Annotated in this window: 13 protein-coding genes and 1 pseudogene; 7 read left to right on the forward strand and 7 right to left on the reverse strand. The window is 68.9% G+C overall.

The window, feature by feature from the left end; genetic code table 11:
* Positions 1 to 346: 346 nt before the first annotated feature.
* Positions 347 to 742 (reverse strand): annotated as a pseudogene (locus tag IG04_RS47985) (transposase); the annotation flags it as partial.
* Between the two features lie 645 nt (positions 743 to 1,387).
* Here IG04_RS47985 and IG04_RS0105625 point away from each other — a divergent pair.
* From IG04_RS0105625 to IG04_RS0105635, 3 genes are all read left to right on the forward strand, one after another.
* The gene (locus IG04_RS0105625) at positions 1,388 to 2,206 is read left to right on the forward strand and encodes a metallophosphoesterase family protein (RefSeq protein WP_036013869.1); all 819 of its coding nucleotides are present in this window, start codon (positions 1,388 to 1,390) and stop codon (positions 2,204 to 2,206) included.
* On the forward strand, positions 2,207 to 2,851 hold the full coding sequence (locus IG04_RS0105630) for a 4'-phosphopantetheinyl transferase family protein (protein WP_030475457.1): 645 nt from the start codon (positions 2,207 to 2,209) through the stop codon (positions 2,849 to 2,851).
* Positions 2,852 to 2,952: 101 nt separating this feature from the next.
* Entirely contained in the window at positions 2,953 to 4,431 is a 1,479-nt protein-coding gene (locus IG04_RS0105635; protein ID WP_030475458.1) for a glutamate-cysteine ligase family protein, read from the forward strand.
* A gap of 42 nt (positions 4,432 to 4,473) precedes the next feature.
* On the opposite strand, the gene IG04_RS44980 is transcribed toward IG04_RS0105635, so the two are convergent.
* Positions 4,474 to 6,159: a cellulase family glycosylhydrolase gene (locus IG04_RS44980; protein WP_211257686.1), complete on the reverse strand. Its 1,686-nt coding sequence runs from the start codon at positions 6,157 to 6,159 to the stop codon at positions 4,474 to 4,476.
* A 155-nt stretch (positions 6,160 to 6,314) separates the two neighbouring features.
* Here IG04_RS44980 and IG04_RS0105645 point away from each other — a divergent pair, with 155 nt between their 5' ends.
* Genes IG04_RS0105645 through IG04_RS0105660 form a run of 4 tightly spaced genes read left to right on the forward strand, consistent with a single transcriptional unit; the run spans position 6,315 to position 10,345 of the window.
* A complete protein-coding gene (locus tag IG04_RS0105645; RefSeq protein ID WP_030475460.1) occupies positions 6,315 to 7,376 on the forward strand; it encodes an ATP-binding protein in 1,062 nt (353 codons plus the stop codon).
* On the forward strand, positions 7,373 to 8,986 hold the full coding sequence (locus IG04_RS0105650) for a vWA domain-containing protein (protein ID WP_036013871.1): 1,614 nt from the start codon (positions 7,373 to 7,375) through the stop codon (positions 8,984 to 8,986). The genes IG04_RS0105645 and IG04_RS0105650 overlap by 4 nt, the downstream gene beginning before the upstream one ends.
* A complete protein-coding gene (locus IG04_RS0105655; protein ID WP_030475462.1) occupies positions 8,986 to 9,654 on the forward strand; it encodes a DUF3800 domain-containing protein in 669 nt (222 codons plus the stop codon). The genes IG04_RS0105650 and IG04_RS0105655 overlap by 1 nt, the downstream gene beginning before the upstream one ends.
* On the forward strand, positions 9,647 to 10,345 hold the full coding sequence (locus IG04_RS0105660; protein WP_030475463.1) for a class I SAM-dependent DNA methyltransferase: 699 nt from the start codon (positions 9,647 to 9,649) through the stop codon (positions 10,343 to 10,345). Before IG04_RS0105655 ends, IG04_RS0105660 begins: the two co-directional genes overlap by 8 nt.
* Here IG04_RS0105660 and IG04_RS0105665 read toward each other — a convergent pair.
* From IG04_RS0105665 to IG04_RS0105685, 5 genes are all read right to left on the reverse strand, one after another.
* Positions 10,338 to 10,676: a hypothetical protein gene (locus IG04_RS0105665; protein ID WP_144065587.1), complete on the reverse strand. Its 339-nt coding sequence runs from the start codon at positions 10,674 to 10,676 to the stop codon at positions 10,338 to 10,340. The genes IG04_RS0105660 and IG04_RS0105665 overlap by 8 nt on opposite strands.
* Before the next feature lie 11 nt (positions 10,677 to 10,687).
* Entirely contained in the window at positions 10,688 to 11,254 is a 567-nt protein-coding gene (locus IG04_RS0105670) for a TIGR03086 family metal-binding protein (protein WP_030475465.1), read from the reverse strand.
* Complete coding sequence (locus IG04_RS0105675) at positions 11,254 to 11,664, reverse strand: type III secretion system chaperone family protein (RefSeq protein WP_030475466.1); 411 nt, start codon at positions 11,662 to 11,664, stop codon at positions 11,254 to 11,256. Before IG04_RS0105675 ends, IG04_RS0105670 begins: the two co-directional genes overlap by 1 nt.
* A complete protein-coding gene (locus IG04_RS0105680; RefSeq protein WP_248782517.1) occupies positions 11,589 to 12,296 on the reverse strand; it encodes a DUF998 domain-containing protein in 708 nt (235 codons plus the stop codon). Before IG04_RS0105680 ends, IG04_RS0105675 begins: the two co-directional genes overlap by 76 nt.
* An 80-nt stretch (positions 12,297 to 12,376) precedes the next feature.
* Positions 12,377 to 13,120, reverse strand: coding sequence for an SDR family NAD(P)-dependent oxidoreductase (locus tag IG04_RS0105685; protein ID WP_476737573.1), 744 nt, complete (start codon positions 13,118 to 13,120; stop codon positions 12,377 to 12,379).
* Position 13,121 lies beyond the last annotated feature (1 nt).

The raw sequence follows: 13,121 nt of genomic DNA on the forward strand, positions 1-13,121 counted from the left end.
AGCCCGGCCTTTTCCGGCCGTCAAGCATCCCGCCAGAGGCTCAAGGTCAAGCCCCAATCGCTATCGACGCGCAGCGGCGATGACCCGCACCGACCCGGTACTGCCCGCCCGGCCACCCACGCAAGGCGACCACTCGCACGGCAGGTGACCACCCCGCTGGAACACGACACGCCCACGCAAACCGACCCGCACGGCCTCAACCCGGCACCCCCGGAACCGCCCCACCCAGCGACCACTCATCCCGAAATCCCGCGACAAGCGGTCCCCACCCACCCCAAAAACAAGACGCCGGAGCCACCCTTCCGCAGGGTGACTCCGGCGAAGCCGAAAAACCTCAGCCGGCAGCCTTGGCAGCCCGACGATCCGCAGCATCCAGCACAGCCCGAACCCAGTCCAACTCGTCCGCGCCACAGGCCCCCTCAGCCGCAGCACGACGAAGCCGAACCCACAACCCCAGATCGGTCCACTCCTGGAACCGCCGGTGCACGGTAGGCACAGTAACCCCGAACGAAGCCGGCAGATGCCGCCAAGCACACCCGGACGACAGCACGAACACGATGGCGGTGAACACCGACCGGTTGGACACCCGCCCACGCCCACCCCCCTGCCGACGCACCTTGGCCGGCGGGATCAGCGGTTCGATCACGGCCCACAGGTTCGCCGACACCAGGCGGGACGACAGCTGTTCGATGACGTCACCACGGCCGGGTTCCTGCTCTGCGGGCCACGCGGACGTGCGCATCCACGAGTCGGAGCGCGGCGTCAGGTCGGCGGGGCGCGGGTCCTGGCGGGCGGACTCTGCGCGCTGGCGGGAGCGGAGCAGGGTGGCCAGGGCCGTGTCCTCGGCCGGGGTGCGGCGCTGGGGGACGGCGTAGGCCTGGTGCTGCTGGGCGTGGCGCGTGATCTCGGCGCCTACCGTGCGGCGGAACGACGGGTTGGCCGCGAGGCGCGGGTCCACCGGCTGGCCGTAGCGGACCGGGGCCTGACCCACTGCCGCCTGACCCACGGCCGCCTGGCGCGGTGGGACCTGGCGCGGTGGGACGGGGCGCCCTGGCACCTGGCGGGGCGGGACCTGCCGCGCGAGCCGCGGGTCCGGGGTGCGAGCGAACTGTGAGTCGGTCATGGTGTGGTCCTCCGCCAGGACTTTTCCGTCAGGTGACAGCGCTCACAGTAGGAAGGCGGCCCGAAAACAGGTAAGTACGTAGGCCATGAAAGGCGATGAGCGGCTGTGCCGTGGCGACGCGCGGCTCGTCCTGTTGAGACGAGTGGCGCACTGTCTGCGACGAACGGATAACCGGTCGTGGTACCGCTCTCACGATCGGGTGGCGCGCAACCCCGCCATCGGGCGCTGTTGATCCCCTCGTCGGCCCCCGGATACCGTCGAGGCGTGAAGCTCTTGGCCACCAGCGATCTGCACGTCTCCTACCAGGACAACCGCGACGTCGTGGCGGCGATCGCGCCGCCGGACCCGGCTGACTGGCTGATCATCGCCGGGGACATCGCGGAGAAGTTCGACTCCATCGAATGGACGCTGCGGACGCTCCGCCCGAAGTTCGCGCGGGTGATCTGGTCGCCGGGCAACCACGAGCTCTGGACCACCAAGGACGACGCCAACCAGTCCCGCGGCGAGGTGCGCTACAAGCAGCTCGTGGAGCTGTGCCGCAGCCTCGACGTGATCACGCCCGAGGATCCGTACGTCACGTTCGACGGCCCCAAGGGCCCGGTGACTGTCTGTCCCCTCTTCCTGGGTTACGACTACTCCTTCCGGCCGCAGGGCGCCACGGACGTGAAGTCGGCCCTCGCCATCGCGCACGAGGCGGGCGTGGTGTGCACGGACGAGTACTTCCTGCACCCCGACCCGTATCCGTCCCGCGAGGCGTGGTGCGAGGCGCGCGTGCGGGAGACCGGGGAGCGGCTCGCCCAGATCAGCGGGCCGACCGTGCTGATCAACCACTACCCGCTCGTCCGCGACCCCACGTTCGTGCTGCGCTACCCCGAGTTCGCGCTCTGGTGCGGCACGTCGCTGACCGCGGACTGGCACCGCAGGTTCAACGCGGTCGAGATGGTCTACGGCCACCTGCACATCCCCCGCACGACGCACTACGACGGCGTTCGCTTCGACGAGGTCTCGCTCGGCTACCCGCGCGAGTGGAAACCACGCGGCACCACCCAGGTGAAGCTGCACGACGTGCTGCGGGAGTCATAAGTGCTGGAGCAGCTGTTTTCCCCGCCCATCGCGGTGGTGGAGCGGTACGACGACGACGAGCCGGTCGAGTTGTTCCCTGAGGAGGAGGCGCAGCTCGGCAACGCCGTGCCCAAGCGCCGGTTCGAGTTCGGCACGGTCCGCGCCTGCGCCCGCGAGGCCATGCGGGTCCTGGACGTCGCACCCGCCGCGATCCTGCCGGGCCCGAAGCGCGAGCCGCTGTGGCCGGACGGCGTCGTCGGCAGCCTCACGCACTGCGCGGGCTACCGGGCCGCGGCACTCGCGCGGACGAGCGACTTCGAGACGATCGGCATCGACGCCGAACCGCACCTGCCCGCGCCGGACGGCGTGCTGGGCGCGATCGCGATCCCGGCCGAGCTCGGCAGGATGGCGGGCCTGAAGGCCGGCGACCCGAAGATCTGCTGGGACCGGTTGCTGTTCAGCGCCAAGGAGACCACCTACAAGGCCTGGTTCCCGATCACCCGGCGCTGGCTCGGCTTCGAGGACGCGGACATCACGCTCGACGCCGGCGGCACGTTCCACTCGCGCATCCTGCTGCCCGACTCCCCGATCGCCGGGTTCGACGGCCGCTGGCTCGTGCAGGGCGACCTCCTCGTCACCGCCATAGCCGTGCCCGCGCGCGGATGAGGTGGCCTGTCCGGTTGTTCCGGAACAAGACACACGAGTGTCGGATTGATCAACCATGGTGCACAGTGGTGGGGTGAACCCTCGACCGCCGGGAGGCCACCATGGGCGAGGACGTCGCGAAGCACGAGTTCACGCGCGAGGACCGAACGCGGTACCGCACCAAGGTGCGGCGTTGCCTCGACGTGTTCGCCCGGATGCTGCGTGAAGCTCGCTTCGACTTCGAGAGGCCGATGACCGGTCTCGAGATCGAGATCAACCTCATCGACGAGAACGCCGATCCGGCGATGAAGAACCACGAGGCGCTGCAGGTCATCGACGACCCGGACTTCGTGACCGAGCTGGGCCAGTGGAACATCGAGATCAACGTGGCCCCGCGCCGGCTCGCGGGCGGTGGCATCACCTCGTTCGAGGAGACCGTCCGCCGCAGCCTCAACTCCGCCGAGCAGAAGGCGCGTGAGGTCGGCGCGCACATGGTCATCAACGGCATCCTGCCGACCCTGCGCAGCAAGGACATCTCTCCCGATCTGCTGTCCGGCAACCCGCGTTACGCGTTGCTCAACGAGCAGGTGCTGGCCGCGCGGGGCGAGGACCTGCAGATCTCCATCGACGGCGTCGAGCGCCTGCACCTCACGGCCAGCTCGATCGTCCCCGAGGCCGCCTGCACGAGCACGCAACTGCACCTGCAGGTCAGCCCGGAGCAGTTCCCCGCCTACTGGAACGCCGCCCAGGCCATCGCGGGCGTGCAGGTCGCGGTCGGTGCGAACTCGCCGTTCTTCCTCGGCAAGGAACTGTGGCGCGAGACCCGCATCGCGTTGTTCCAGCAGGCCACCGACACCCGCGGCGACGAGCTCAAGGCCCAGGGCGTGCGGCCGCGCGTGTGGTTCGGCGAGCGGTGGATCAACTCGATCTTCGACCTGTTCGAGGAGAACGTCCGCTACTTCCCCGCGTTGCTGCCCATCACCGACGACGAGGACCCGCTGGCGGTGCTCGACAAGGGCGACACACCCACGCTGGGCGAGCTGAAGCTGCACAACGGCACCATCTACCGCTGGAACCGGCCCGTGTACGACGTGGTGCGCGACCGTCCGCACCTGCGCGTCGAGAACCGCGTGCTGCCTGCCGGGCCAACCATCGTGGACACCCTGGCCAACGCGGCGCTGTACTTCGGCCTGGTGCGCGCACTGGCCGAGGACGAACGTCCACTGTGGTCGCAGATGAGCTTCCAGGCGGCCGAGGAGAACTTCAACGCCGCCTCGCGCAACGGCATGGACGCGCAGATGTACTGGCCCGGCGTCGGCACGGTGCCGGTGGTCGAACTGGTGCTGCGCCGGTTGCTGCCGCTCGCCCACGAAGGACTGATCCGGTGGGGCGTCGAATCATCGGAGCGTGATCGTTTACTGGGCGTCATCGAGCAGCGGTGCCTGAGCGGCGTGAACGGCGCCACCTGGCAGGCGCGGGAGTTCCACCGGCACTACGACCACACGCACATGGACCGGGCGGACGCGCTGCGCACGATGCTGCGGACCTATGTGGACCTGATGCACGCCAACGAACCCGTGCACACCTGGCCGCTGACGTAAACGAACGGGTGTAGCCGCAAGCGGCTACACCCGTTCAACAGGTCAAGACGTCGGGAAGTTATCCGGCGTCCTGATGCGCTCGCGCACCCAGACACCGGCCGGCTTCAGGACGCTGGTGCCCGCGAACGTGGTACCCGAGCAGGTACCCGTCTTGAACACCGCACCCGTCAGGCCGTCGTCGGAGAAGTTCCAGTTGGCCCACGAGATCTTCTTGCGGGCCATCAGGTCGATGTACTTCTGCGACATGGTGAAGTCGTTCGACCCACCACCGGACGCGGCCTGCGTGCCGAACTCGGTCACGAACACGGGGACCTGGCTCGACACCTGGTCCAGGACGCTGAGGTACGAGTCCTTGTGGGCCTGGGCGTAGAAGTGGAACGAGTACATGAAGTTGGTCGCGTTGACCTTGTTGTTCAGCACCTGCGACGGGCTCTGGCCGTCGGAGTGGCCGAAGGTCGACCAGCCGTTCGTGCCCGAGACGATGAGGCTGTCCGGGTCGATGTTGCGGATGACCGGGATCATCTGCTCGGCGTAGGACTTGACGCTCGCCCACGACGTGCCGTTCGGCTCGTTGGCGATGTCGTAGATGATGTTGGTCTTGTCCTTGTGCCGGTTGGCGATCTCCGTGAAGAACGTCTTGGCGCGCGACAGGTTGTAGTTCGGGTCACCCGGCGAGAGCTGGTGCCAGTCCACGAGGACGTAGATGCCACGGCGCGTGGCTTCCTCGATGTACCCGTGCATCATGTCGGTGAACTTGCGGGGGTCGGTCTCGTAACCGTCCTCCTGGATGTACATGGCGACGCGGATGAAGTCCGCGTTCCAGTCGTTCACCAGCGCGTCCCACCACTGGGACTTGGAGCACTGGTGGTACCACTGGATGCCGTGCGTGCTCATGCCCCGCAGCTGGATCGGGTTGCCGTACTGGTTGCAGAGCTGCACACCGCACACGCGCAGCAGGCCGTTGATGTCGTGCGGCCTGGTGCCGCCGGGCGTGCCCGGCTGGGTGCGCACCGAGATGGAGTTCGACGCTCCGGACAGGTTGCCCGCCGCGTCACGCGCCTGCACGGTGAAGGTGTACGCGGTGTCCGGTGTGAGGCCGGAGACCGTGTGGGTGGTGCCGGACGCGGTCTGCCCGTTGGACAGCACGTACCCGGTCACGCCCACGTTGTCGGTGGACGCGTTCCACGCCAGCGACACCGAGGACGCCGTGGTGCCGGTCGAGCGCAGACTGCCGGGGACCGACGGGGCGACGGTGTCCGGCGTGCCCGTCTGGGCGTCGACGTCGACGCGGTCCAGGTTCGGGCCGCCGTTGTACGTCGTCGCGACAGTCTTGATCTTGTTCGAGCCCGCGTTCAGGGTGACGGTCGTGGACCTGGTGGTCCACGACGTCCAAGCGCCCGTGCTCGGGAACGAGAACTGGCTCGCCGCCACCGAGCCGTTCACCAAGATGTTCATCGGGCGGTTCGCCGTCTGGCCGTTGGCGAACCGGAACGTGAGCGTCGCGGGACCGGCGGTGCCCGCGTTGACGGTGAACTCGACTGAGCTGCCGACCTCGTTGTCGTAGTTGACGAAGCCCGAACCGGTGAAGCCGGCGTGGTTGGACTCGACGAGACCGTTGGAGATCGAGGCGCTCTCCGCCTGGTACTGGACCGGGGCGGCGACCGCGACGGCCGGGACCACGGCGAGCGTCAACGCTGCCGGGACGACCATGAACAGGGATCTGGCCACAGGTGCCTCCTGTGCAAGGGGAACTACAGGGCGCGGCGGCGCTTTAGTTAAGAAGGTTTCCTAACAGTTGTGGCTGAATCACAGCACTAGACCACTGCTCGTGTCAACAAATTCGGGCGACCGAACTGGCCGGATTTGGCATCCTCGACCACCTGATGCGATCCACAGTCACCGTGACACCAGCACAGCTCCCGGAGGTGCTGCTGCACGTCGCCGTCGTCCGGCCGGTCTTCCTCTGGGGAGCACCGGGTATCGGCAAGTCCTCACTCGTCCGCAAGTTCGCCACCGAGCTGGGCCTCGAGTGCGTCACGCTGCTCGGCACTCAGCTCGCGCCGGAGGACCTCATCGGAGTTCCGGAACTGGTCGGTGGCCGATCCCGGTTCGCCCCGCCGGAGTCCATCGCGCGGCAGGACCCCTACTGCCTGTTCCTCGACGAGCTGAACGCCAGCTCCCCCGAGGTGCAGAAGGCGTTCTACTCGCTGATCCTCGACCGCCGGATCGGCTCCTACGAGCTGCCGAAGGGCTCGATCGTGATCGGCGCCGGAAACCGGGCGGTCGACAACGCCCTGGCGCGCCCGATGGCGTCCGCACTCGTGAACCGCATGATCCACGTGCACCTCACGGCCTCCGCGCGCGATTGGCTGGCATGGGCGCGTGAGAGCAACATCCACCCGTGGGTGCTGGAGTACCTGACGCAGCGCCCGGACCACCTGTGGAGCGCGGCGCCGAAGGTCGAGGAGACGTTCTCCACGCCGCGTGGCTGGCACATGCTGTCCGACGCGCTGCAGTCGTTCGGCGACGACATCTCCGAGGACCTGCTCGGGGTGCTGGCGTTCGGCACGGTCACCGCGAACCACGCGTCGATGTTCAAGGCGTACGTGAAGACCGTGCGCAACGCGTTCGGGCTGGAGGCCGTGCTGCGCGGGGACGTCCGCTGGCCGGCGGCGCCCCAGGACCGCGACCTGCTCTACTTCCTGGGCGAGGCGTTCCGCGCACGGCTGGTGAAGGAGCTGCCGCACGACAAGGCGCACGCGTCGGCGGCGGGCAAGCAGCTCGCGCACCGGGGCAAGGCGCTGCTGCTGGAGCTGGCGGAGCTGTCGCTGGAGATCGCACAGATGGTGATCGCGGCCGACGACGACGGCAACCCGGTGCTGCCCGCGTGGTTCCTCGTCGAGGTCACCCGCGATCTGCCCCGGCTGGTCGCGGCACGCGCATGAGCAAGCGCAGGAAGGCTTTCGCCGACCAGGCCGCGCTGGACTTCGAGGCCGCACGCGCGGAGATCCGCCTGCATCCGCTGTTCGCACCGTTGAGCAGCTACGAGAGCCGGAACTCCGACCACCCGTGGGCGGATATCTCGCTGGACGGGTCGATGCGCGCGCATCCGACGCGCAAGGCGAGCGAGGCCGAATGGGTGTGGGTGTTCGCGCATTGCCTGCTGCATCTGGGGTTCGGCACGGCGTCCTGCGACGACGTGCTGGACTTCCAGCCCGCGATCCGGCTCGGCACCCGCCCGTTCTCGTGGGAGCCGGGCCGGTGCGTGCGCGGCGGACCAGCCGAGGACCCAAAGAAGTGGGCCGAGCGGTTCGCCTCCGGCCTGTCCAACGCCGCCGTGGCCGCGATCGACGTGGCGGGCGGCGCGCGGTCGTCGTTGTCCGACTCGCGGCCGATCAGGACCGAGTGGGACCTCGCGCTGGGCTGGTTCGTGTCGAACTACCCGCTGCTGGGCGCGCTGGCGTCGACGATGAAGGTGGTGGCGGACGCGGAACTGGCGCGGGGCTGGGACATCTCGATCGCGGCGGTGTCCACGGCCTCTGCCGAGATCTACGTGAACCCGTTGGCCGGCTTGACCAAGCAGGAGTGGCGGTTCGTGCTGGCGCACGAGATGCTGCACGCCGCGCTGCGCCACTGTGACCGGGTCGGCGGGCGGGATGCGTACCTGTGGAACATCGCCGCCGACTTCGTGGTGAACGGCTGGCTGGTCGAGATGGGCGTCGGCTCGGCACCGGAGGGCGTGCTGCACGACCCGGAGCTGCGTGGCCTGTCGGCGGAGTCGGTGTACGACCGGATCGCGGTGGACCTGCGGCGGTACCGGAAGCTGCTGACGCTGCGGGGCCATCACCAGGGTGATCTGCTCGGTGAACCGTTGCGCGGGCCCGCCGATGTAACCGATCTGGACGAGTTCTACCGGCGTGCGCTGCTGACCGGCCTGAGCTACCACACGTCGTCGCGCGGACTTCTGCCCGCCGGACTGGTCGAGGAGATCCGGGCGCTGGAGCACCCGCCGTTGTCGTGGGACGCCCAGCTGGCGCGGTGGTTCGAGGAATTCGTTCCAGCCGTGGAGAAACGGCGCACCTACGCGCGTGCGTCGCGGCGACAAGCGTCCACTCCGGACATTCCGCGGCCCGGCTGGGTGCGGCCGGAGTCGCTGGAGTCGCGGCCGACCTTCGGCGTCGTGCTCGACACGTCCGGCTCGATGGACCCCAAGCTGCTGGGCAAGGCACTGGGCGCGATCGCCTCCTACGCCGCGGCGCGTGACGTACCCGCCGCACGCGTGGTTTTCTGTGACGCGATGGCATATGACGCCGGATATGTGCCCGTCGAGGACATCGCGGGACGGGTGACGGTGCGGGGGCGCGGCGGCACGGTGCTGCAGCCCGGCATCGACCTGCTCGAACGCGCGGACGACTTCCCCTCGGGCGGTCCGGTCCTGGTGATCACCGACGGGTGGTGCGACGTGCTGCGGATCCGGCGCGAGCACGCGTTCCTCATTCCGGCGGGCGCGCATCTGCCGTTCCGCGCGCGTGGCCCCGTGTTCCGGATGTCCTGATGGAGATCGCCTGTGACGAGTCGGGGTCCGAGGGCGAGAAGCTCATCGGCGGGGTCACGGCGGTCTTCGCGCACGCCGGGGTCTCGTTGTCCGTGGCCGAGGCTGCGGCGTGCGTCGAGTCACTGCGCCAGATGATCAGGTCACCTGCCTTGGAATACAAGGCGAACCACCTGCTGCGGACGAAGAACCGCTGGGTGCTGCTGTGGTTCCTCGGCCAGGACGGTCCGCTGGCCGGTCGTGCCCGTGTGCAACTGCTCGACAAGCGGCGGTACCTGGCCTCGCGGGTGCGGGCGGAGTTCGGCTCCGTGACCGGGCCCCTGGAGCTGTACAACGACCTGCTGCGTGCCCGTGGCCCGCGCGGGGCGCTCGACCCGTTGTTCCCGGCGATCCTGCGGGCCGTGGCGCAGTGGGACGGGCCGGTGTCGATCGTGCACGACCAGCAGCTTTCGCTGACCGACGGGCGGATCCGGCACCTCAGGGAACTGGCTCCACGGCTGGAAAGCCTGACGCTGGTCGACTCGCAGGACGACGCCCGTGTGCAGGTGGCGGACTTCCTGGCCGGCATCGCGCGACGGGTCGCGGAGGAGGAACTGAACGGAAAGCCGGACCGAGAGGTGATCGAGTTGCTGATGCCGTTCGTCGTCGGGCCTACGATGTGGAATGCCTGACGCCATATTCGCCGACCCACGGTTGGCAAAAATCTACGACGCCTTCGACGGGCCTCGCCTGGACCTGGACTTATATCTCGGAATCGCGGCCGAGGTCGAGGCGAGGAGCGTGCTCGACGTCGGGTGCGGAACGGGACGTCTGGCTGTGTTGCTCGCCTCATCCGGCCGGACGGTCGTCGGGGTGGATCCGGCGCTGGCCTCACTGGAGATCGCTCGCGCCAAGGACTCCAGAGTCACCTGGATCCACGGCGACGCCACCACGTTGCCCCAGTTGTCGGTAGACCTCGCGACGATGACCGGGAACGTGGCACAGGTGTTCCTCGGCGACGACTGGGAGGCCACGCTGCGGGGCGTGCACGGCGCGCTGCGACCCGGCGGGCACTTCGCGTTCGAGACGCGGCGGCCGGAGGAACGGGCCTGGGAGGACTGGGCACGGGTGAAGCCACGGGTGCTGGTCGGCGTGCGCGAGCAGTTCGACCTGCTCGACGTGAGCCTGCCGTTCGTGTCGTTCCGCCACACCTACGGTTTCCCGGACGGCTCCGTGATCACCTCGGACTCGACGCTGCGGTTCCGTTCACGCGCCGAGGTCGCGCACAGCCTGGTGCGCTGCGGGTTCGAGGTCGTCGACGTGCGGGACGCGCCGGACCGGCCGGGCCGGGAGCACGTGTTCCTGGCGCGCAAGGTCAGCTGACCAGCGCCGGCTGCTTCCAGGCCCGCACCAGCCACGGCAGGATCCTGGGCAGCCGGTCGGCCACGATGTCGTGCAGCACCAGCACGATCCGGCCGGTGCGCACGGGCCCGGCGTCGAGCCACACGAGGTGCATCAGGACGCCGGTTCGCAGGTCGAGCCCCGCCTCCGCCTCCGCGAGGGCCGCGGGGGTGGCGGCGGCGGGATCCGCGACCTCGTGGTGCGCGAAGCCGGAACGACACAGCTCAGGATGCAGTTCCACCAGGGACTCCATGGCGGCGGCCAGACGTCCCACGCCCAGCCCTGCCCGAACCTGCACCGTAATGGCTCTCACGTTAGGAGAGCCTAACCTAGTCTCCACCCAGGATCGCGCCCACTGAGTCCCAGGACACGGTCGAGCAGAGGCGCGTTCGAGTCGACCTCCACCGCGGCTCCGAAGAGCGAGCCGTCGCGGTCGTCCGGGCCGATCTGCGACACGAAGCCGTGGACGACCTGGAGCAGGTCCTCGTCGACCTCGAACGGCTGCCCGGTCGCCTTCGCGAGATCCCAGCCGTGCAGCACGATCTCGTCCAGCGCCACGGCACCCGCGACCTCGCCGGGCAGGTCGACGCCTCCCGCGCGGGTCATGCCCTCCCAGGCCTCCGGCGCACGCCAGGCCGTCGCGAGCTCGGTCAGCCGTCGCGGAATCGACTCGCGGAAGTCGAGCGGCAGCCGGGACGCGTCGCCGGAGCCGGAGCCCTCCAGCGGGGTCTTCAGCGCCGCCATCGTGAACGCGACCGACAGGCCGCCGACGTGGTCGAGCAGGTCGCCGACCGTGTAGCTCGGGCACGGGGTCGGCGCCTTCAGGTCGCCGTCCGTCACGTTTCGCACCAGACCCGCGAGCCGGTCCGCCGCAGGAGTCAGATCGAACATCAGTAGCCGTCGCCTCCCCAGAACTGCTCTTCCAACGTGTCCGCGGTACCGGCGAGCAACTGGAGCGGGTCGGTGAACTCGTGGATGTCGAGGTCCTTGAGCGGCAGCGAGTGCCGCACCACGACGTGATCCCCCATGATCGCGAGGCCGCACGCGACGGTGGAGTTGCCGACCTCCGCCAGCACCGCCTGAAGGTCCACGTCCTTGACCAACCCGCACGGGGACGCGATCTGCACCCACTCGTGCATCTTGTCGAGCACCTCCCGGACGATGATCACGACCTGCGTGCGGTCGTCCTCGTCCTCCTCCACGTCCCCGAAGGTGAAGAGGATCCTCAGCTCCTCACCCTCGTCGTGGATGACGTCGTACTCGGCGCGGACGTAATCCGCGAGGTCTCCCCAACTCGCCATGGCGCAACCCTACTTGCCGCGACAGCCCACAGCCCTACGACGAGCACAGCGCCCACCTCGGCGATGAGCAAGATCCTTTCTATGTAGCCCAACGGGAAGACGCGCCACCACCGAACGTCGGAAACCATGCCCATCACAATGGCGTACAAGATCGGCATGAATGCGACAACGCTCAACAAACCGGACGCCATCGTCCACCTCGCGTGCTTTCCCCACACGTGGTCCCTGAGCCACGGCCGCGCGAGCAGGATGACGGCGATCGGCAGGCTGACGAACGCGAGCATGCTGCCGAACCGGTGAATGCTGCCGCTGAGCTCGTTGGTGCCCATCGCCCAGTTGGTCTTCGGGAACACCACCACGAGGAACAGGCCGGCCGACCACAGCGCGAGCGCGATCGAGCCGCCGGACCACCACCGCGTCAGCCCCTTGTGCGCCAGCACGCCCAGGATCGCGAGCGACCCGGCGGCCAGCAGCACCACGGAGACGTCGAAGACCGGGCGGTAGTCGCCCAGCGCGTACTCGCTGATGGTGCGGCGCAGCGGACCCACGGTCAGGTCCAGCAGACCGACCATGGCGATCGTCGCGACGACGGCGAGCGAACCGCCTATGGCGGCCAGACGAGGTATGAGCACATAACGGACAACGTCCCGGCGAACGCGCGAGGTTCCTGGGTTCAGGAACCCGACAGGTTGCAGCCAGGAACTCGACAGGATCAGCCGAAGACGCTCCCGCACGTGATGTTGACCTGCGCTCCCGTGATCGTGCGACCCCAGTCCGAGGCCGCGAACACCGCCGTCCGCCCCACGTCGCCGAGCGTCGCCGCCCGCCCGAGCAGCGTGTCGCCGACGATGTCCTCCTCGATCGGCCCGCGATGCTCCGGCGGAACCGACTCGGGGATGCCGCCGGTCTGCAGGGTCACCACCCGGACGCCGTGCGGCCCGAGCTCGGCCGCGAGCTGGCGGCGCATCGACTCCACGGCGTCGAACGCCGCGAGCAGACCGCCGAGCTGCCACTTCCGGTGCGCCGACGGCTCACCGGTGCCGCCGAAGAACAGGATGACGCCGGAGCGCTGCCTGATCATGTGCCGGGCCGCTGCCCTCGCCGTGAGGAACTTGGACCGGACCGCCGACACGACGGGACTGAGGTAGTCCTCGACGCTCATCTCGACCATCGGCGTGCCCTGGACGTCGTTGTCGGTGGTGACGTTGACGGAGATGTCGATCCGCTCGAACGCGGCGGCGTGCCGGTCCACCGCCTGCTCGTCCAGCGCGTCGACCACGGCGTACTCGGCGCCGAGCTCGGCGGCCCTGGCCTTGAGCGTCGCCTCCGTGCGGCCGGCCAGGTGCACACTGGCGCCCGCCTCGGTGAACGCGGCGGCGATCGCGCCGCCCACACTGCCCGCACCGCCGTAGATGACTGCGGTCTTCCCGTTGAGGTTCATCGGCTCGCCGGTCATG

Source organism: Lentzea albidocapillata (assembly GCF_000719115.1).
Classification (GTDB): domain Bacteria; phylum Actinomycetota; class Actinomycetes; order Mycobacteriales; family Pseudonocardiaceae; genus Lentzea; species Lentzea albidocapillata.

What these genes read in the sequence shown, in the direction of transcription:
- IG04_RS0105685 (WP_476737573.1), bottom strand. Translation starts at nt 13,120, where the DNA reads ATGACCGGCGAGCCGATGAACCTCAACGGGAAGACCGCAGTCATCTAC.
- IG04_RS0105660 (WP_030475463.1), top strand. Translation starts at nt 9,647, where the DNA reads ATGCCTGACGCCATATTCGCCGACCCACGGTTGGCAAAAATCTACGAC.
- IG04_RS0105635 (WP_030475458.1), top strand. Translation starts at nt 2,953, where the DNA reads ATGGGCGAGGACGTCGCGAAGCACGAGTTCACGCGCGAGGACCGAACG.
- IG04_RS0105650 (WP_036013871.1), top strand. Translation starts at nt 7,373, where the DNA reads ATGAGCAAGCGCAGGAAGGCTTTCGCCGACCAGGCCGCGCTGGACTTC.
- IG04_RS0105675 (WP_030475466.1), bottom strand. Translation starts at nt 11,664, where the DNA reads ATGGCGAGTTGGGGAGACCTCGCGGATTACGTCCGCGCCGAGTACGAC.
- IG04_RS0105655 (WP_030475462.1), top strand. Translation starts at nt 8,986, where the DNA reads ATGGAGATCGCCTGTGACGAGTCGGGGTCCGAGGGCGAGAAGCTCATC.
- IG04_RS0105645 (WP_030475460.1), top strand. Translation starts at nt 6,315, where the DNA reads ATGCGATCCACAGTCACCGTGACACCAGCACAGCTCCCGGAGGTGCTG.
- IG04_RS0105670 (WP_030475465.1), bottom strand. Translation starts at nt 11,254, where the DNA reads ATGTTCGATCTGACTCCTGCGGCGGACCGGCTCGCGGGTCTGGTGCGA.